Source organism: Exiguobacterium sp. s22, assembly GCF_018617455.1.
GTDB lineage: Bacteria > Bacillota > Bacilli > Exiguobacteriales > Exiguobacteriaceae > Exiguobacterium.
This window is the reverse complement of the sequence record NZ_JACSKD010000003.1, coordinates 259,718-279,905: the sequence shown is the minus strand read 5'-3', so window position 1 is coordinate 279,905 and position 20,188 is coordinate 259,718. Positions and strand designations below refer to the sequence as shown.

The window sequence follows — 20,188 nt, the reverse complement described above, 5'->3', positions numbered from 1 at the left end:
GATGAGTGATGCGATTCAAGTCAATACACCACCGCATAGTGTGGAAGCGGAGCAAGCCGTCTTAGGGGCAATCATCCTCGATTCGGATCGATTGATTACGGCCTCGGAACGGGTCGACCCGGACGACTTTTATCGTGTCAGCCACCAGCGCATCTTTGAAGCGATGTTAAAAATCAATGACCGGGGTGAACTGGTCGACTTGGTCACGCTTAGCTCTGAATTGCAGGCGCAAGGGATTTTAGACGAGATTGGCGGCCTCAACTATTTGGCAGAGGTCGCGGAATCCGTCCCGGCCATCGGGAACATCGGTTATTACTTGAACGTCGTCGATCAAAAAGCGGCACTTCGCCGATTGATTCGAACGGCAACAAACATTGTCTCGGATGGGTATGAGCGTCAAGACGAGGTCGATTCCGTTTTGTCTGATGCCGAACGAAACATTTTAAAAGTATCGCAACGAAAAGGGCAATCGAGTTTCCACCCGATCGGTTCCGTCCTATCCGATGCATACTCGACGATTGAAAAACTGCATCAATCGAGCGGTGAAATCACCGGGATTGCGACCGGATTCACGGATTTGGATAAGATGACGGCCGGTTTCCAACGAAACGATTTAATTATCGTGGCCGCCCGTCCATCTGTCGGGAAGACCGCATTCGCCTTGAACATCTCGCAAAACGTTGCGGTCCGTACAGGCGAGAACGTCGCCATCTTCAGTTTGGAGATGGGGGCCGAGCAACTCGTCATGCGTATGTTGTGTGCGGAAGGAAACATCGATGCCCAGCGCTTACGGACGGGTCGCCTAGAAGCAGAGGACTGGGGTCGTCTTTCCCTCGCGATGTCGTCGCTCTCGCAAGCGGGCATCTATATCGACGATACGCCGGGTCTTCGGGTCAATGAGATTCGGGCGAAGTGTCGTCGCTTGAAACAGGAATATGGTCTCGGGATGATCATGATTGACTACTTGCAGCTCATCGTCGGGAACGGAAAACCAGGCGAGAACCGGCAACAGGAAGTATCAGAGATCTCACGTACACTCAAAGCGATTGCGCGGGAACTACAAGTACCTGTCATCGCCTTGTCGCAGCTCTCTCGTGGAGTCGAGAGTCGTCAAGACAAGCGACCGATGATGTCGGATATCCGTGAATCGGGAGCCATTGAGCAAGATGCCGATATCGTCGCCTTCCTCTATCGTGATGACTATTACGATAAAGAGAGTGAGGACGCCAACACGATTGAAATCATCATTGCGAAACAACGTAACGGTCCGACCGGTACGGTCAAACTTTCCTTCCGGAAAGAGTATAACAAGTTCGTCAATATGGAGACGCAAGCCTTCGCACCACCGATGTAACGTCGGTGGTGTCTTTTTTTATATAGGTATAGGTAAAATAACGAACGAATAGTTACATCTTATATAAAACGTTCGGTATTCGATTGACTTTCTTGCTTTTCAAGTGTACACTTACGGATGGTTTGAACAGAACGTTGATTAATAAGGAGGATTCATTATGTCATCAGTAGTCGTAGTGGGAACGCAGTGGGGCGATGAAGGGAAAGGGAAAATCACCGATTTCTTATCGAAACAAGCCGAAGTCGTCGCGCGTTATCAAGGGGGAGACAACGCTGGTCACACGATCGTCTTCAATGATACGAAATATAAACTTCACCTCATTCCGTCTGGGATCTTCTACTCGGATAAAACGTGTGTCATCGGGAACGGGATGGTCGTCAACCCGAAATCACTCGTGACAGAACTCGCTTACTTACACGAACGCGGTGTGAGCACGGATAACCTTCGGATTTCGAACCGTGCCCATATCATCTTGCCGTATCACCAGCTTCAAGACCGTCTTGAGGAAGAGGCGAAAGGTGACGCGAAAGTCGGGACGACTCTGAAAGGGATCGGTCCAGCCTATATGGACAAAGCGGCACGCATCGGGATTCGCATCGCCGACCTTCTCGACAAAGAAGTCTTCGCAGAGAAGTTAAAGACCGTGCTTGAACTAAAAAACCGCATGTTCGTGAAAATGTATGAGGTCGACCCAGTCGAATTTGATGACATTTTCGAAGAGTACTACGCGTATGGCCAACAGTTTGCGAAATACGTGTGTGATACATCGGTCGTCTTGAACGATTCACTCGATGAAGAGAAAAAAGTTCTCTTTGAAGGGGCGCAAGGTGTCCTTCTCGATATCGACCACGGAACGTACCCGTTCGTCACATCATCGAACGCAGCGTCAGGTGGCGTATCAAGTGGTGCCGGAATCGGTCCATCGAAGATTCATCACGTGGTCGGTGTCTGTAAAGCATATACATCACGCGTCGGTGACGGTCCATTCCCAACACAACTCGATGACGAGATCGGTCATACAATCCGTGAAGTCGGGAAAGAATACGGAACGACAACAGGTCGTCCACGTCGTGTCGGCTGGTTCGACTCGGTCGTCGTTCGTCACTCACGTCGTGTCAGCGGGATCACAGACCTTTGCCTCAACTCAATCGATGTATTGACGGGTCTTGAGACGCTCAAGATTTGTACATCATATGAGTATGAAGGAAAGCATCTCGACGAATATCCGCCGAACTTCCGCGTCCTTGAGAAGTGTGTACCGGTATATGAAGAACTTCCTGGTTGGACAGAAGACATTACGGGCGTCCGTAACTTCGACGACCTTCCAGAAAACGCGAAACGTTACGTCCGTCGCATCGAGGAATTGACAGGAATCGAATTGTTGACGTTCTCGGTCGGACCGGCTCGTGAGCAGACGGTTATCTTGCGTGATATTTACGAAGCATAAGAAAGGGAGCCATCGGGCTCTCTTTTTCATTTCCGCGGAAATGGACCACGCTTTCTAAGCTGTATAAAAAGAGTTACAATGTAGGCATGTACGTTTAATGATAAGAGGAGGACTCACTGAATGGATCGTACGATTTTAGTGGTAGATGACGAACAACCAATCGCAGATATATTGAAGTTTAAACTTGAAAAAGAAGGATACCAGGTGCATGTCGCCTACGACGGCGAAGACGCGCTCGTGAAAGTAGAAGAGATTCAACCCGATCTCATCTTGCTCGACATCATGCTTCCGCTCAAGGATGGCATGGAAGTATGTCGCGAGGTACGAAAGAAGTATGATATGCCAATCATTATGTTGACGGCGAAAGATTCCGAGATCGACAAGGTGCTCGGACTAGAACTTGGGGCGGACGACTACGTCACGAAACCGTTCAGCTCACGCGAATTGTTGGCGCGTGTCAAAGCGAACATGCGACGTCATGCGACCGCACCGGCACAAGAGTCGAAGGGGGCGAACGCGAACGATATCGTGATCGGCGACTTGACGATTCATCCGGACTCGTACATGGTGACGAAGCGGGATGAAAAAATCGAATTGACGCATCGCGAGTTCGAATTGATTCATTACCTCGCGCAAAACATCGGACAAGTGATGACACGTGAACACTTGCTTCAGACGGTGTGGGGCTATGATTACTTCGGGGATGTACGTACCGTGGATGTCACCGTACGTCGCCTTCGTGAAAAAGTAGAGGATAACCCATCGACACCGACGTACATCATCACACGTCGCGGCGTCGGGTATTATTTGAAGGCAGGAGAAGAAGATTAAACGATGAAACGGACGAACTTCTTTAAATCAATCCAGTGGAAGCTCGTCGTCATCTATGCGCTGCTCATTCTCGTTGCGATGCAAGTCATCGGCGTGTACTTTGTGCGTTCTTTGGAACGGCAATACATCAACAACTTCTCGCAGTCACTCGTCGACCGGGCGAACCTACTGAGCTATAACGTCAGTGAGGGGATCGCCGCGAACGGGAGTGACTCGACTACGGATCAGCAGTTGAACCAGTTAATGGATCAACTGCTGTCTGATTTTACAGAGAGCACGACGCTAGCTGACGACATTCGAGAAGTCCAAATCATCGACACGAATAGTGTCGTACGGGCGACCTCGAACCAAAACAACCAAAGTCTCGTCGGACAACGGACGGCGAGCACGTTCATTCAGAAGTCATTCGCGACAGGTGGGGCACAAGAAACGCTTGTCTATGAAGACTCAAATGACCGAATGCGTGTCGTCGCCGTTCCAATCAAGTCGGAAGTGGACGGGACGACGACCGGGATGATCTATATCGAGGCGTCGATGAAGTCCATCTACAATCAGATGGAGCAAGTGACACGTATCCTCGCAACGGGAACGTTGATTGCGCTCATCATCACCTCGTTCCTCGGAATTCTCTTGTCACGCACGATTACGCGACCGATTGCCGATATGCGGCGACAGGCCGTCGAGATGCGGAAAGGGAATTTCTCGCGGAAAGTTAAAGTATATTCAGATGACGAGGTCGGTCAACTCGCATATGCATTCAACGAATTGACGGACGAGTTGATGGAGGCGAACGCGACGACGGAGGCGGAGCGCCGTCGTTTGACGAGTGTCCTTGAGAACATGTCGGACGGAGTGGTCGCAACTGACCGCTCGCTACGGGTCATCTTGATGAATGACCAGGCGCGCGACATGATCGGAGTCGATGAAGAAGAGGCGATGGGGATGAACTTACAAAGTCTTCTCGCATTCGAAGAGGAAATCGTCATTCCGGAAGACGGGACGATGCCGACGAAGCTGATTGACCTCAGTACGGATGAAGAGTTGTTCCTCGTCCGTGCCTACTTCTCGCCGATTCAAAAACATAGTGGGCCGATCACAGGTCTCATCGTCGTCTTACACGACGTCACGGAGCAAGAACAGGTCGAACAAGACCGCCGTGAGTTCGTCGCGAACGTCAGTCACGAGTTGCGCACACCACTCACGACGATGCGAAGCTATTTGGAGGTTCTCGCCGAAGGAGCTTATCAGGATGAGGAATTGGCGCCACGTTTCTTAGAGACGACACAAAACGAGACGGAGCGGATGATTCGCCTCGTCAACGACTTGTTGCAACTCTCGAAGATGGACAGTAAAGAATATAAGATGCAGAAAGTGAAGTTCGACTTTGTGCAGTTCTTTAACGACATTATCGACCGTCACGAGATGACGAAAGGGGACGCCATCCAATTCCGTCGTAAACTGATGAAGCGTCGCGTCTACGTGCATGCCGATCAGGATAAGATGACCCAGGTCATCGATAACATCATCACGAACGCCATCAAGTTTTCCCCAGAAGGTGGGACAATCACGTTCCGGACGATGCTTCGGGCGAAACGCCTCGTCATCGGTATCAAGGATGAAGGGGTCGGGATTCCGAAGTCGAACTTGAAGAAAATTTTCGAACGCTTCTATCGTGTCGATAAGGCACGGGCACGTAATATTGGTGGAACCGGACTCGGTCTATCGATTGCGAAGGAAGTCGTATCCGCTCACGGTGGCGACATCTGGGCAGAGAGTGAATTTGGTCGTGGTACAACGATTTACTTCACGATTCCGTTCGATACGATTGTGGAGGTGAATGATTGATGAAGCGGTTTACGATTGCAAAGCCGGAACTGTGGAAGTCGTTCATTTTGCTCACGTTAATCGTCACGTCGATTGTTCAAACCATCATCTTGTGGGATTATCATCCTACCTATCAGGCCGTCCAATCGGAGACGCAATTGACGACGGTGGACGAGTCACTACAGCGTCGGGCAAATCAGGTCATCATCCCGACTCAAGCGGTTGTGCATGACAACAATGCCGTCTTTGCATCGAAAAATACACCGAAGCAACTGATGCGTGTCATTCGTGACTCGTTCGAAGCGAGCGAGTTCAAACCACTCGCCGCAAAAAACATTCCGAGCTTCTATTCGAATATCAACGAAGGGCTCGAACTGATTTTACCGGAGGCTTACTATGCGGACACGCTTAGCTACATGCTTCCCGGGACGTACAGCCTGTCCGGGAAAATCCCACAGCGAATTCTGATTTATATGGATGAGAATGCGTTTAATATCCGTGCCATCATGAGCGACCAATCGATTTGGGAAGGGAAATTGACGAAAGTCGGAAACGGTGATGTGAACAGTCTTTTCCTAAAAAATTCGAGTCGGACGATGAAACGGGTGACATATACCGATGAACGTGTGAATTACATCCCAGTCGTCGGACCTGAGATGAATGAGTTGTTCGCATACGACGTATCGTCGATTCAAATCGATGCGCGTCTCGATTGGATGCGAGACACGTTCTTCCCAGGCGACCCGAACGTCCAAGAAGTCGACCCGGCGAGCTCGGTCGGTGCATTGACGAACGGTGTCAGCGTGGCAGAATATGATGCGAAGCTGAACGCCAGTCGCTATCGGAACTTATCACGTAACAGCACCGAGCGCGATACGGCACTCGGATTGGATTCGATTGTGGAATTTGTAAACTTCCACGGGGGATGGGTCGATGATGCATCTGAGAATCAAGGATTATCTCTTCGATTCGATGCCATCACGCCAGCCAATAAAGGGTTTGAAACGACCGTATTCCGTTTTCACGTGAAAGGATACCCCGTCTTTAGTCAGCGTGAAGCGTTTATCAACAATGATGCGATTGACTTATCCACACTTCGTGTGGAAAACGATGGCGCGCAAGTCCGTTCCATTACGCGTCACCACTTGGAGATTGATCGTCTGATCACGGTCGGCACGACACAGTTGGCCGATGCGGATGAAGTACTCGGTACGCTTATCAATTCCGGACGTTTTGAGAACGTGACCGAGATTCGAATCGGTTATGAAATCGAATATAACGAGGACACGAGCCGCTATGTGACGTTCTCGCCGAACTGGTTCGTACGTGAGGCAGGACGTTGGGTGCCATTCAATCAAAAAGACGGTTGGACAGAAAGGATGATGTATCGTGGACTGGAGTAAAGCGAAAACGATTTTAATCTTCGCCTTCCTCGCCTTGAACATCTATCTGTTATTCCAATTGTTGACGGAAACATGGGCGACCGAGGTCGTGACGAATGATAACACTTCCATTACGCAGATTTTAGACCAAAGGAATGTCGATCCGGCAAAATTGCCACGGATGGGTCGGGATATCGGATATTTGACGGGATCGTCTGAAGAAATGTCGGCTGCGATGATCACCAAAAATCGGGATGCGCAACTGGCGACGACGCTCGACAACATGCAGCTCGAAGTCGAGTTGAAACAGCCGGTCCCGCTCGATGCGAAAGATTTACGGACGACTGCTTCAACGTTTGTGGCAGAATACGTTCCATTCGGGAATGAGTATGCGTATTGGCGATACGATGAAGCGACGAGACAAATCGCGTTCGTCCAAACGTTCGAGGACAACAAAATCTTCTCGACTCCAGAGGTCGAGGGGGACACGGAAATGTATATCGGCCCGTCCCTCATCCTCATTCAGTTGAACGAAGCGTTTGAAGTGACGGATTATAAACAGCGTCATTTAAAAAATCTCTCGTCGAAAACACAAGACGACCTCGTGCTGACGGCTAGCGAAGCCATCTCTCAACTCGCGTCCCGGAAGTATTTCCAACCGAACCAAGAGATGCGGGCCATCAACACCGGGTTTTATAGCTTACCGCTCGACAGCTCAGGCAGTTTGATTATCATGCCACCACTTTGGTCCATCGCGATTGATGACCACGTGTATTTTGTCAACGCCATCGACGGAACCGTCGAACGTGTCGAGTTTGAAACGAAAGAATGAAAGGAGTGATCGTGTGAGTTTACAGTATAGTGTGTTAGCGAGCGGATCGACCGGAAACGCCCTCTATATCGAGACGGAACGGACGAAGCTGCTCGTCGATGCCGGATTGACCGGAAAAGCGATGCAACAGCGCATCGAAGCCATCGGTCGGTCGTTTGATGGGATCGACGCACTGCTCGTCACCCATGAGCACTCCGACCACATCAAAGGTGTCGGGATACTAGCACGAAAGTATAATTTACCGATTTATGCGAATGCGAAGACATGGGCAGCGATGGAATCACTGATTGGAAAAATCGACCCTGCTTTGAAGTTTCAAATCGAAGTGGGCGACGTGAAACAGTTCGGTGATATTGAAATCGAGACGTTCAACGTGAGCCATGATGCGGCAGACCCGATGTTTTATCAGTTTGCCCATGACGGAAAACGTTTGGCCCATATCACCGATACGGGTTATGTCTCGGACCGGATGAAAGGGGTCATCCGTGGAGCGGACGACTTCATCTTTGAATCGAACCATGACGTTTCGATGCTACAGATGGGGCGTTATCCATGGAGTGTCAAACGACGGATTCTTGGCGATTATGGCCACGTCTCGAACGAAGATGCGGCCATCGCGATGAGTGAGGTCATCGGAGACCGCACGAAACGAATCTATTTGGCCCATTTGAGTAAGGACAACAACATGAAGGAGCTCGCACAGATGAGCGTCTCGCAAACACTCGGCATGCGAGACGTCGACTTAGGTCGAATCAAATTGTGCGATACGGACCCGACAATCCCCACTTCACTCGTTTCTTTATAAGGAAACTTGGGAAAAGACAGATATCACACTGTCTTGAAGGGGGGACGCGTCGTGAACGAAGAGAGACACCATGAGTATGAACCTCAAGACGTCGAACCTGAAGTACACGAATCAACAGAAGAAAAATCGACGTACCCGTCTCGGAGCGAATGGCGACCGAAGCAAGAGGAGCACGTACGCCATAAGCCGAGACCCAATATAAAACCGTTGTTACTCGGAGGGGTTGGCGGATTCTTAGGAGCGGCTTTGTTTTTTGTCATCGTGATGCTCTGGGATTCGCCGACCTCTCGTTTTGTGACGAATGAACTGACGCGGACCGAACAGGCCGTCACCGTCACCGAATCGGACGTCACGACCGCTGTACTCGGCGCGAAGACGTCCGTCGTCAGCATCACCAATATCCAGCGAGCGTTCACCTCGGACTCGCAATGGGAGGCGGGTGCCGGCTCTGGCGTCATCTATAAAGTAGAAGGAAACACGGCCTATATCGTCACGAACTTCCATGTCATCGAAGAAGCAGACGAGGTCAACATTGCCTTCTCCGATGGCCAAATCGCCTCGGCAACCATTTTAGGCGAAGACCCGCTCAATGACTTGGCGGTCGCCGAAGTGGAGTTACCAAAAAATATCGAAGCGAAGCCGATCGTACTTGGCGACTCTACCGTCCTTCAAGCCGGGGAGACCGTTATGGCGATCGGAAATCCGCTCGGAGTCTTCTCAAACTCGGTCACCCGTGGTATCGTCAGTGGTGTCGAGCGGACGGTGCCGGTCGATACGAACAGCGACGGCTTGATGGATTATAATGCGGAAGTCATTCAGACGGATGCGGCCATCAACCCAGGAAATTCAGGCGGTGCCCTCATCAACATTCGGGGAGAACTCGTCGGAATCAACTCGATGAAAATCGCCGAGGCGAGCGTAGAAGGGGTCGGATTCTCCATTCCCGTCAACGTGGCGCTACCGGTCATTGACATGTTAGAACGCGACGGCAAGGTGACACGGGCACAGCTCGGTGTCACGATTCAAGAAGTCATCGCTGTACCCGGAAACGTCCGAGAAGAGTATGGAATCTCCTTCGACCAGGAAGACGGTGTCTTCGTCGAAGAAGTGACACCGGGTAGTCCGGCTGAGGAAGCGGGACTACGTGTTGGCGATGTCATCACGAAAATCGGAGACCGGGAGATCAAACGGTACGTCGATTTACGCGATGCGTTATATCGGGACGCGACGGTCGGTGATACGATTACCATTGAGTATTTACGTCGCGGGGAAGCGAGAGAAACCGAGGCGACATTAACTGAAGCAACATAAAGAAGCGGCGACGCTTCTTTTTTAAGGAGGAAAAACTGTGGAAAAAAAAGTATGCAAGGAACATGTTGAAATCGCTTTAGACATCATTGTGGATGAAACAGGTGAATACCCGTTGTTAGAGGAATTATCCACAAGTGAACACGTGACATGTGAGTTTTGTGAAGCCGATGCAACATATATTGTGTCAAGCAAAAACTAATTATCAACATGTGGATTTGTGGATAACTCTGTGGATAACCCTATGGATAACTCCAAAAAAACTGTGGAAAAAGGAAGAATTGGATGAATATTTCAATTATCACGGTCGGCAAACTGAAAGAAAAATATTTAAAACAAGGAATTGCCGAGTATACAAAGCGGCTTTCCGCCTACGCAAAAGTGCAGGAAATCGAGGTTTCAGACGAAAAAGCACCCGAGCATTTGAGTGAAGCAGATATGTTACTAGTAAAACAAAAGGAAGGCGAGCGGATTTTGGCGAAGATATCCCCAGATACGCACGTCATCGCCTTAGCGATTCAAGGAAAGCAGCGGACGAGTAAAGAGTTCGCCCGTGAACTCGATCAACTCGCGACGTATGGAAAGAGTAAAATCGCCTTCATCATCGGAGGGTCGCTCGGTCTGTCGGATGATGTGATGAAACGAGCGGACGATACAATCTCGTTCTCGAAGATGACGTTCCCACATCAACTCATGAAACTCGTGTTGTGTGAGCAGATTTATCGGGCGTATCGGATCAATCGGAATGAACCGTATCACAAGTAAGTGCGGTTTTAAATAAATCATCAATGACAGTGGTTTTACTGTAGTTGGTGGTTTATTTTTGTTTGTAAGAGATTGAAGATTTGCAGGTGATTTAGAGGAGGGCGTAACATATTCTAAATAGATATTTAAGTTGAGGATTCCGAAAAAAGAAAAAACTAAGGCCGATTTTCTTTTTATAGAAAATCGGCCTTTACAAATCATTTATGGGTTTTTCATGAACCTTATTAGATATTTAATATGTCTTTAAATGTAAGGTAATTACATTATACATCGGTGATAATTCAGCTTTTACTGAGGGTCCAGCAAAAGGTGGAGAAATCTTTAACGGTGCAAATAAATTTGTTCTAGGTGTTTATAATTAATTTTTTTAACCATTAAATATATTGATAAAGCAATCCGTCTCGTGTATCAAACCAAAGTAATTTCGCATGTTTTTTCTTTGGAATATTTACTTGTAACGCCCATTCTGGAAACTGTTTATATATTTGAATTTGGTCTCCTGTTGCAAGTGCAATAAATGATACATAATGATCCTTTGTCATAGGATGCTCGGCTGAAATCGAATATTGCATATCAATCTCTTCTATTTTTAATTTTTGTTCATCATTTGCTTTGGTTGCGACTAAAACATCTAATTTTCTTCCACAACAAGAAACGACGAAATTTCCTGTTGCTAATCCTATATTTGAACAGTTTGGACATACATAATAACTTGAGTTTTTCATATTTCCTCCTACTACATCTACTGTTTTGATTTCACCAGTTAGTAAATTTTCTATTGGAATATCAAGGAGGGTTGCTAGATGAGGAAGAAGTGTAATATCGGGACATCCAATGCCTCTTTCCCATTTTGAAATGGTACGGTCCGATAAATATAACGCCTCAGCTAATTGCTTTTGCGTCATGTCCTTTTCCTTCCGTAATGTATAAATTAATTGACCAATTTTTTCATTATCCATTTTTTCTCCTCCTACTTCCTTATCATAAGAGCAATCGTGATTTGTGACAACAAACGGAGAGTAGAGTTTGGTGTTAGGTACCAGATACTCAAACAATTCACGGAGAGCCGTATCATAAATAACTTCAAAACCTGTGTTTCTTATATTAGATACAGGTTTTTTTCTTGCTTAAAAATAGAAATACAATTGTTGTTGTAAGAATCAGCCATTACAATATAGATAATTACCATCAAAAAATAATTTTTTTCATTATATTTAAAGGAGATTCGTTACATATGGAATCGAAAAAAGATACATTGACGAGAAAGCGGACTTCTACGTTTCAACGGTATTTATTACCGATTACGCTTGTCTCATCGCTTATCGTATCAGGTTCAGTAAGTTACGTAGTGAGCAAGTTAAATCAGTCTGAATCAGAAAAAGTCTTTGCAGATCAATCCTCTCAAATGAAAATTGAGCAAATGCAACAAGATTCACTCGCCGTCATTGAAGAAAAAACCCCGAAAATATTAAATGACTTAAATGAGTATGAGAAAGATTTATCTGAGATTGTGAATCAAGTTGAGTTGGTGAATGAAAAGTTATTTCCAATCCGAGATCTCTTAGAACAAATTGATTCAGCCACTCTTGTTTTATCTGGCGTTAACAGCATGGTGAATAACCCGCTTTTGGGAAAAGTCAGTGGATATGTTAGTAATACAAATAATGCTTTGACAGAATTGGATGCCATTTTATTTCGATTAGAGCATTTATCACAAGTAAAAGCAGATATGAAAAAAACTCGCGAACGGGTCGAGCAATCATATAGTGACTATCAAAATTCACATGACCCAGTGAAACTAATTGATATTGAAAAAGAGCTAGATTCTGAGTTGATTTATCAAATTGAAGATATCCGGAATTCGACTGTTGAGGCACATGAGGCATTAGAAATCTCTTCGAAGGTTCTTTTGTCAGTAAATAAAACGATCTCCACTTATTATTCGTTCCAGTCATCGAGTGAAAAAGTAATCCAATCTCTGCAATTTTGGAAAGAGAAGAAACAAGTGACTAAGATTGATCAAAGCCAACATGAACAATTTATGAAAGAGCTTGATGAATCGTCTGAACGATTGAAAAATTTACCGGAGGATTTGGCTAAACGTTCTAATGAAACGATCTCTTCTATCAATTCGGTGAAGTCAGAACTTCAAATGATTCGTCTGACAGAAGCTTTACAGGATTGAAAATTTTATCACAAGGAGACTACGATGAACGCTACGATTCACCTCCTAACAAATCGACTGGATTCAAACTTTCTAAACACCTTCGAACGTTTCCAGGAAACGCATCGCATCTATGCAGTGAATTCAAATGGTGAGCTTTATCAAAAAGACGAGTACTATATTGATGAATGGGACGATGCGAAAAAGCAACAGGTCATCGAGATTCTCAACTACTACATCGATCGCGGCGGAGTTGTTGTGGCAATCCGAAATGGTGAAACGTTACTCGGCTTTGCCGGACTGAACGGACAACCGCTCGGAACGGAAGGGCAGTATTTGAATTTGGGTTTCATTCATGTGAGTCGTCCTTGTCGCGGTCAGGGAATCGGGAAGGTGTTATTTGAACGTGTCTGTCAGGCAGCAATCGAACGGAGTGCGAAAAAACTGTACATCGGGGCGAATCCGGCCGTTGATACGTATCATTTCTACAAAGCGATGGGATGTACGTTAGCCGAAGAAATCGTGCCAGAAGTCTACGAGTCAGAACCACTCGACTTACAACTCGAATATGCTTTATCATCTCCTGAGACCGCATCATAACGATGTGGTCTTTTTCATGCAAAAAATCGCTCAACTTCAAGCTTTATCTCCTATGAAGAATTGAGGATTTCGAAAAATTGTGATAGAATCACAAGGCAAATGATTATCATTATCAGTCGATAAGAATAGATGGAATCGAACAGGTTGAGTGAAAGTGAAAGGATGAATACAATGAGCACGCTTGAAGCATATAACATGGCATTTCGAAATGGATTGGAACTAGAGGACGATGTGGTCCTTGAAGAGATGAAGCTCGGGGAATCAACGGAGTGGGATTCGATTGGACATATGACCCTCATCGCCGAAATCGAGGATGCGTTTGACGTCTATATCGACTCGGATGAAATGACAGAATTCCATTCGTACCAGTCTGGCATCGCGTTGTTGCAGCGCCTCGGTGTGGACATCCAGTCATGACGCTTTTTCAAACGCTCGAGCAGTACACAAATCGTGAGGCGGTCTCTGCGGACCGCTCTTATTCCTATAGAGAGATGCTGGAAGTCGGGGACTCGATTTGTGAGGAGGTCGGCGAACGGTCGCTCGTCTTCTGTTTATGTGCCAACCGAGTCGAGTCGATCTTCGGATATATCGGCTTTCTCCGTGGACGGGTCGTCCCGGTCTTGCTCGATGCAGATATTCCAGTAGACCAATTACAGAAGTTGATGGAACGGTATCAACCGACTCACGTCTGGGCTCCTGAGACGAGGGAGGATTTGGCGAACTCGTTGGATGCCTTCTATGGCTATGGTGGCTACGCCTTATTTGAAACCGAAACAGCGGTTCGCCACCAACTTCATGAAGAATTGGCGCTACTGTTGACGACTTCAGGGAGTACCGGAAGTCCGAAATTGGTACGCCTCACGTATAACAATCTATCAGCTAACGCCACATCGATCATCGACTATCTCGACATCGATCAGACGGATAAACCAATCACGACTCTGCCGATGAACTATTCGTATGGACTCTCCATCATCAACAGTCATCTGTTGAAAGGGGCGACCCTCATCCTGACAGACCGCTCGATCGTTCAAAAAGAGTTTTGGGAGCTGTGTCGTGCCAAGCAGGCGACGACGTTTGGTGGGGTCCCATTTCATTATGAGATGTTGAAACGATTAAAGTTTGAGACTTACAATCTCCCAAGTCTAAAGAAGTTGACGCAAGCCGGTGGCAAGTTAGATCCGAAGCTTGCGCAGCACTTCACAACGGTATGTGCAGAGAAAGGGATTCAATTTTTCATCATGTACGGTCAGACGGAGGCGACGGCCCGGATGTCGTATTTACCGGATCGGATGCATGCGAAAAAAGCCGGTAGCATCGGAATTGCCATCCCTGGTGGAACGCTCACGTTACGTGACGAAGCCGGAAATGACATCAAAGAGGCGAATGTGATAGGCGAGTTGGTGTATCAAGGCGACAACGTGTCGTTTGGGTATGCGACCTCGTTAGCGGACCTTTCAAAAGGTGATGACAACCAAGGCGTCTTGCGTACGGGTGACATGGCGTATCGCGACGAGGATGGATATTTCTTCATCGTCGGCCGAATCAAGCGCATGATCAAACTGTATGGCAGTCGAATCAGCCTAGACGAAGTCGAGGTGCTCCTTCGAGAGCATGGATATGATTGCGTCTGTGCCGGAGAAGACGACCAGCTATACGTGTATACGTTACAAGATGACGTCGCACGCATTCAAAAAATCATCAAAGAACAAATCAAGGTGAAAGGTGTTCGGGTGATGCAGATTGACGAGATTCCGCGGAATGCATTCGGAAAGATTCGTTATGCTGCATTGCCGAAGCGAGAACTTGTGACCACCTGATTGTCAGGAATCGGTACATCGTCAAGTTTCATAACATCAGGTGGTAAATATGACTTTTATTTCGATTGAATTTCTCTTATTTTTAACCCTCATCGTTGGAACGTACTATATGGTTCCACATCGATACCGTTGGGTGCTCCTTTTGTTGGCGAGCTATGTCTTTTACGCCACGTTGAGCGTTCAATTCATCCCGCTCCTGCTGATTAGTACGGCCTTCACGTACGTCATCGGGATTTTGATCGAGAAGCAAGAGAGGAGAGAACAGAAGAAACGGCTCATGTGGGTCGGTGTCTCCGTTCTCGTCTTCTTCCTCGGCTGGTTCAAATATTTTAATTTCGTCAATGATTCGCTCCGTTCGTTCGCCGCATGGAGCGGATTTGATTATGACGTCCCGTATAGAGAAATCGTCTTACCGTTGGCTATCTCGTTCTATACGTTCCAAGCCATCAGTTATGTCGTGGACGTCTCGCGAGGGAAGCAAAAAGCAGAGCGTCATTATGGCTATTTCTCGGTCTATTTCGCCTTCTTCCCGCAACTTGTGGCGGGTCCAATCGAGCGGGCGAAAAAACTGTTGCCACAGTTGAAGACGGAGCAGCATCTCGACTACGACAACATCAGCTATGGCATCCAGCGCATCATTTGGGGTTTCTTCAAGAAGACATTGATTGCCGATCGGTTGGCCCCGATTGTTGCAAGTGTGTTCAATAGCCCGGACCCGACTGGTTCGGAGATTGTACTCGCGACGATGTTGTTCTCGATTCAGTTGTTCGCAGACTTCTCGGCATGCAGTGACATCGCCATCGGCTGTGCACGCTTACTCGGGATTCGCTTATCGGAAAACTTCAAGCAGCCACACTTCGCCGTATCGATCGCCGACTTCTGGAACCGCTGGCACATCACGCTTTCGATGTGGCTACGGGATTATATCTTCATGCCGCTCGCAAAAGGAAAGAAGAAACGCGAACAGATATATGGTGCCATCCTTGCGACGTTTTTAGTGAGTGGGATTTGGCACGGAGCCGCATGGAACTTTGTCTTATGGGGACTTATTCATGGAATCTATCGCGTGTTCGGAAATCATACGAAACAACAACGTGAAAAAATGGCGTCATGGGTCGGATTTGACCGCGTGCCGACACTCCATCGGTGGTGGAAAATCGCCATCACGTTCCAGCTCGTCTGTTTCTCACGGGTCTTCTTCCAGTCGCATTCGATGGCAGAAGCGTTCTCGCACGCTAAACTATATGTGACACCGTCTTCGTGGGCACCGTCAGGCATGATGCAGGCGATTCAAATCTTCTCATTGCTCGATTTGATCATCTTCCTCGTCGTCTTTGTCGTCGTTCATCTGTTCCAACATATCGAGCGGACGAGAGGATCGGCTTGGGACTGGATGGCACGTCAGTCTGCCGTGACGAGCGTAGCCATCAACTTGTTCTTGATTATCTCAGCGTTCTTATTTGGCGTGTCGAGCCAAGGATTTGTATACGGTGGGTTCTAAGATGGATGGAAAGGAATTAGCATGAAGCGTCTAGGAATCAAAATAGGTGTCGTATTACTCGTCATCATCGCAATCTTCATTCCCGTCAACGAGTTCGTGAAAGAGTCGTGGGAATATAATAATAACCGAGCTGTCCTTGCCTTCAAGGAAGACCCTCACCCGGTCGACATCATCAATTTGGGGACGTCCCATGCGATGTACGGATATTCATTCAAGTCGCTTGGATTATCGCATCTGGATTTGGCGTTACCGAGTCAGCCGATCGAATATGACTTGAAGATGTTAAAAGAATACGATGAACATCTGAAGCCAGGTGGGGTCGTGATCGTGTCGTTATCACAAATCACCTTCAGCAATTCGAACGTCGGACGGAAAGAAAACTACTATCGCGTGTTGGAACGGGAAGACTTGGAGTCGGTCAGTTGGTTCGACTACTATACACACGAATGCTTCCCTGCATTGAACAGTGGGAGTGCCTACGCCGCCATTTCCCGGGAAATCCGAGATTTCCGCTTCGATGCGCATAAGCCATGGGAGAATGGGGGGCTGAATTATTCCGAGCGTAAGTATGAGGAAGTCGCCGCTCAATACGAGAATGCCGTGAACAATCACGAGATTGAAGAGAACATGGCATATTTACAAGACATCATCGACTATTGCAAGAAGCAAGGCTATCGCGTCGTCTTAGCGATAGAGCCGGTCCATTCGTCGTATCATGCGTATTTCGACGAAGCGGTCATAGAGCGCCTCGTATTTCAGCATTTAGAAAAACTGGATATCGATATCCCATTCCTCAACTACATGGGGGACGAACGGTTCATTCACAAACAATCCTTCTTCCATAACCCGGACCATTTGAATGGGGACGGGCGGAAGTTATTGTCTACGCTTGTTTATGAAGATTTGAAGCGATTGGGGTATTTATAAATTGATGGGCGGCTGTCCATCAATTTTTTTATGCTATATGATAGCTAAAAGGACGAAGTGAGGAGAAAGCCATGATCCACCAGCAAATGGTACAAATTCAGGACTGTGTGTTATATGCAGAGTATATTCAACACCATTCAAAGCAAGTGACAATCATTATGGATGCAGGATATGGCGATGATTCTACGACATGGAGACAGGTGGCGGATGAAGTGTCGAGCTATGCCAATGTCCTTCTTTATGACAGGGCAGGTCTAGGCAAAAGCGGGACTAGTACGAATCAAAGAACAAGTATGGAGATGGTTCGAGAGTTGCACCAACTGATCAAACAGTTGGATATAGCATCTCCGTTCATTTTAGTCGGTCATTCGTTCGGAGGCATCAACATGCAATTGTTCGCATCTGAATATCCAAATGAGGTGATGGGTCTTGTGTTAGTAGACACGACACCAAGTGATTATCGTGAACGATTTCTTCCGACCATGTCACAAGAGTTTCAAAACGCATATCATAAACAGTTTCTACGAGAAGGGAACTATGCTGATTTTATAGAAAGTTTGCACCAAGTGAAACGAGCAAATCTTAATCTTTCAATCCCGACAATTATCATATCAGCAGGAAAGAAAGACTTTTATTCCACAGAAAATCAGAGGCTATGGAATGTCTTACAAAAAGAAATGACGGGAATATCTTCAAATGCCTCGTTTGTAATTGCGGAGCAGAGCGCACATTATATCCAAAGAGATGAGCCACACTTGATTGTAGAAGCCATTCAAGAGTTACTAATGGAGTGATACATAAACGGATAAGATGAGGAGTGATTCCAATCGAAACAATCTATTTAGCGGGCGGATGCCTATGGGGTGTTCAAGAATTTGTGAAGACATTACCTGGCGTCCTCTCGACCGAAGCAGGTCGGGCGAATGGGACGACGGATACGTTGGATGGGGAATATGACGGGTATGCCGAATGTGTCAAAACGACGTTCGATCCAGACGTAGTGACGGTCGAGGATTTGATGGGCTGTTTATTTGAAATCATCGACCCATACAGTATCAATCAACAAGGAATCGATGTCGGCGAGAAGTATCGGACGGGCGTCTACAGTGAAGAGCCCCGGCACTTGATGGAGGCGCAGGGGTTCATTGATCGACGCTCGGATGCGAAGCGGATTGCTGTTGAAGTCAAGCCGCTCACGAACTATGTGCGAAGTGCGGACGAACATCAGGACCGTCTGACACGTTGCCCGGACGATTATTGTCACATCCCGAAAGACTTGTTAACGAAATATCAGACCGTTTCATCATCAAAGCGTCTCTTCTGAGATGCTTTTTTTGTAAGAACTGATACGGAAGATATTGATATGAGCAACAACAAAACTAGTCATGGTTCATAAGGGTGGAAAAATATGTTATCTTCATCATGTTCTAATTCAGAAAATGAAACAGAGGTACAAACATGTTCACATTCGGAATCATTGGTGGCGCGAGTCTTCTTTTAGTGGTGTTCGTCTTCGGCGTGACATATCTTGTCATCCGATCCATTGTAAAAATGATGAAAAAGTAAAAGAAGGAGTCGGTCACTCAAATCGAGTGATGGACTCCTTCTTTTTCTACGTCCGTTCGAGAACATTCACGAGCATCTGATGGATGACAGTATGATCGTTCGGGTCATGCAGCTGATAGGGACTCCCGGGGAGCGTGTATACATCTTTTGCCCCGACGTACGTGATGTGGAGTGTCAAGGAACCATCTTCCTGGCACGCCGTCGTCAGTTCCAACTCACCACTGATGACACCGACTTCTTCCGTCATGACACCGTGGGTTGCCTTAAAGATCGAAGTGATTTCGTTCATTCGAAGACTCCTTTTCTCACTCAATAACTGCAAGCATTGATGGCTGTCGTGAGTGCGGACTTCTCTGCGGATTGAAGGCTCAAGCCCCAACGACTCTTCGTTTCGACCCACATCTTCGCATACGCACAACGTGCACCCGTGCGAGGAGGTTGCCATGTCGACGGATCTTGATCTCCTTTTGAGCGGTTCGATGAAGCAGACACAGCGATCAACTGAGGACCGTTCAAGTCGTTCGCAAAGCTTTGACGTTTGGTCGTTGTCCAACTGCTTGCACCAGAGCGCCATGCTTCGGCGAGTGGGACGACGTGATCGATATCGATGTCAGATGCTGATGTGAACGTCAATCCGTCATAGTAACTGTACCATGAGCCAGTCGCAACCGGACATTCGTCGACGACCGAGTCGGCGTCTCGTTTCAAGACGATGTGACGTGTGTTACAACCACTTCCTTGACTCGACCAGTGCGGGAAGAGGTCACGACTATACCCCGTCATCGACCCTTCATTTTTGACAGTGAGGGCATTCAGTTTCGTGAGCGCGTCCGCTTTCGATGGGATGTTCGGTGGGAAAGCAGAGACTGGTGTAGCGTCAAACGATGCGGAAATCCAGACGAGCAAGGCGACAAGTGCGACAGACATAAGTTTCTTCAACATATAAAGCCTCCTACTATGTATTTGGAATGAACACTTGTCGAGCAAGTGGGCAACCTTTCATCAAACAACTAGTGAGACAAATATCACGCAATAAATCCAACTTGATCATACACAGGACGA

21 protein-coding genes are annotated in these 20,188 nt (G+C 47.3%); 18 read left to right on the top strand and 3 right to left on the bottom strand.

Annotated features, from left to right (window positions below):
• The first annotated feature begins 1 nt into the window (after position 1).
• The 10 genes from dnaB to rlmH all read left to right on the top strand — a co-directional run bounded on the left by dnaB (position 2) and on the right by rlmH (position 10,548).
• Positions 2-1,354 carry a replicative DNA helicase gene (dnaB, locus tag KNO94_RS07850; RefSeq protein ID WP_026824725.1) on the top strand — a complete coding sequence of 451 codons (1,353 nt, stop codon included), beginning with the start codon at positions 2-4 and terminating at the stop codon, positions 1,352-1,354.
• A 157-nt stretch (positions 1,355-1,511) separates the two neighbouring features.
• Positions 1,512-2,801: an adenylosuccinate synthase gene (locus KNO94_RS07845; protein WP_214778717.1), complete on the top strand. Its 1,290-nt coding sequence runs from the start codon at positions 1,512-1,514 to the stop codon at positions 2,799-2,801.
• A gap of 120 nt (positions 2,802-2,921) precedes the next feature.
• Positions 2,922-3,632: a response regulator YycF gene (gene yycF / locus KNO94_RS07840; protein WP_214742441.1), complete on the top strand. Its 711-nt coding sequence runs from the start codon at positions 2,922-2,924 to the stop codon at positions 3,630-3,632.
• Positions 3,633-3,635: 3 nt separating this feature from the next.
• Positions 3,636-5,477, top strand: a complete 1,842-nt coding sequence (gene walK / locus KNO94_RS07835) for a cell wall metabolism sensor histidine kinase WalK (RefSeq protein ID WP_214778716.1) — start codon at positions 3,636-3,638, stop codon at positions 5,475-5,477.
• Complete coding sequence (gene yycH, locus KNO94_RS07830) at positions 5,477-6,859, top strand: two-component system activity regulator YycH (protein WP_214742443.1); 1,383 nt, start codon at positions 5,477-5,479, stop codon at positions 6,857-6,859. Before walK ends, yycH begins: the two co-directional genes overlap by 1 nt.
• A complete protein-coding gene (locus KNO94_RS07825; RefSeq protein WP_214778714.1) occupies positions 6,846-7,670 on the top strand; it encodes a two-component system regulatory protein YycI in 825 nt (274 codons plus the stop codon). The genes yycH and KNO94_RS07825 overlap by 14 nt, the downstream gene beginning before the upstream one ends.
• Before the next feature lie 13 nt (positions 7,671-7,683).
• The gene (locus tag KNO94_RS07820; RefSeq protein ID WP_214778712.1) at positions 7,684-8,475 is read left to right on the top strand and encodes an MBL fold metallo-hydrolase; all 792 of its coding nucleotides are present in this window, start codon (positions 7,684-7,686) and stop codon (positions 8,473-8,475) included.
• Positions 8,476-8,526: 51 nt separating this feature from the next.
• Positions 8,527-9,786 carry a S1C family serine protease gene (locus tag KNO94_RS07815; protein WP_214778710.1) on the top strand — a complete coding sequence of 420 codons (1,260 nt, stop codon included), beginning with the start codon at positions 8,527-8,529 and terminating at the stop codon, positions 9,784-9,786.
• A gap of 37 nt (positions 9,787-9,823) precedes the next feature.
• A complete protein-coding gene (locus KNO94_RS07810) occupies positions 9,824-9,985 on the top strand; it encodes a CxxH/CxxC protein (protein WP_015880243.1) in 162 nt (53 codons plus the stop codon).
• A gap of 83 nt (positions 9,986-10,068) precedes the next feature.
• Positions 10,069-10,548, top strand: a complete 480-nt coding sequence (rlmH, locus tag KNO94_RS07805) for a 23S rRNA (pseudouridine(1915)-N(3))-methyltransferase RlmH (RefSeq protein WP_214778708.1) — start codon at positions 10,069-10,071, stop codon at positions 10,546-10,548.
• A gap of 374 nt (positions 10,549-10,922) precedes the next feature.
• Here the strand turns inward: rlmH and KNO94_RS07800 are convergent, their stop codons facing one another.
• The gene (locus KNO94_RS07800; protein ID WP_214778706.1) at positions 10,923-11,507 is read right to left on the bottom strand and encodes a helix-turn-helix domain-containing protein; all 585 of its coding nucleotides are present in this window, start codon (positions 11,505-11,507) and stop codon (positions 10,923-10,925) included.
• Positions 11,508-11,782: 275 nt separating this feature from the next.
• On the opposite strand from KNO94_RS07800, the gene KNO94_RS07795 reads away from it, so the two are divergent.
• The 8 genes from KNO94_RS07795 to KNO94_RS07760 all read left to right on the top strand — a co-directional run bounded on the left by KNO94_RS07795 (position 11,783) and on the right by KNO94_RS07760 (position 18,884).
• The gene (locus tag KNO94_RS07795) at positions 11,783-12,733 is read left to right on the top strand and encodes a hypothetical protein (RefSeq protein WP_214778703.1); all 951 of its coding nucleotides are present in this window, start codon (positions 11,783-11,785) and stop codon (positions 12,731-12,733) included.
• 24 nt (positions 12,734-12,757) lie between these two features.
• Positions 12,758-13,312 (top strand): GNAT family N-acetyltransferase, encoded by a 555-nt coding sequence (locus KNO94_RS07790; protein WP_214778701.1) that lies wholly within the window; start codon positions 12,758-12,760, stop codon positions 13,310-13,312.
• A 162-nt stretch (positions 13,313-13,474) separates the two neighbouring features.
• The gene (locus tag KNO94_RS07785) at positions 13,475-13,729 is read left to right on the top strand and encodes an acyl carrier protein (protein ID WP_251024962.1); all 255 of its coding nucleotides are present in this window, start codon (positions 13,475-13,477) and stop codon (positions 13,727-13,729) included.
• Complete coding sequence (locus tag KNO94_RS07780; RefSeq protein ID WP_214778699.1) at positions 13,726-15,132, top strand: AMP-binding protein; 1,407 nt, start codon at positions 13,726-13,728, stop codon at positions 15,130-15,132. The genes KNO94_RS07785 and KNO94_RS07780 overlap by 4 nt, the downstream gene beginning before the upstream one ends.
• Before the next feature lie 49 nt (positions 15,133-15,181).
• Positions 15,182-16,633, top strand: a complete 1,452-nt coding sequence (locus tag KNO94_RS07775; RefSeq protein ID WP_214778697.1) for an MBOAT family O-acyltransferase — start codon at positions 15,182-15,184, stop codon at positions 16,631-16,633.
• 21 nt (positions 16,634-16,654) lie between these two features.
• On the top strand, positions 16,655-17,560 hold the full coding sequence (locus KNO94_RS07770; RefSeq protein ID WP_214778695.1) for a hypothetical protein: 906 nt from the start codon (positions 16,655-16,657) through the stop codon (positions 17,558-17,560).
• A gap of 71 nt (positions 17,561-17,631) precedes the next feature.
• Complete coding sequence (locus tag KNO94_RS07765; RefSeq protein WP_214778693.1) at positions 17,632-18,354, top strand: alpha/beta fold hydrolase; 723 nt, start codon at positions 17,632-17,634, stop codon at positions 18,352-18,354.
• A 32-nt stretch (positions 18,355-18,386) separates the two neighbouring features.
• Positions 18,387-18,884 (top strand): peptide-methionine (S)-S-oxide reductase, encoded by a 498-nt coding sequence (locus tag KNO94_RS07760; protein ID WP_214778750.1) that lies wholly within the window; start codon positions 18,387-18,389, stop codon positions 18,882-18,884.
• Positions 18,885-19,172: 288 nt separating this feature from the next.
• On the opposite strand, the gene KNO94_RS07755 is transcribed toward KNO94_RS07760, so the two are convergent.
• Together KNO94_RS07755 and KNO94_RS07750 are read right to left on the bottom strand one after the other, a co-directional pair.
• Positions 19,173-19,415 (bottom strand): hypothetical protein, encoded by a 243-nt coding sequence (locus KNO94_RS07755; protein ID WP_031424128.1) that lies wholly within the window; start codon positions 19,413-19,415, stop codon positions 19,173-19,175.
• A 20-nt stretch (positions 19,416-19,435) separates the two neighbouring features.
• Entirely contained in the window at positions 19,436-20,068 is a 633-nt protein-coding gene (locus tag KNO94_RS07750) for an HNH endonuclease family protein (RefSeq protein ID WP_214778691.1), read from the bottom strand.
• Positions 20,069-20,188 lie beyond the last annotated feature (120 nt).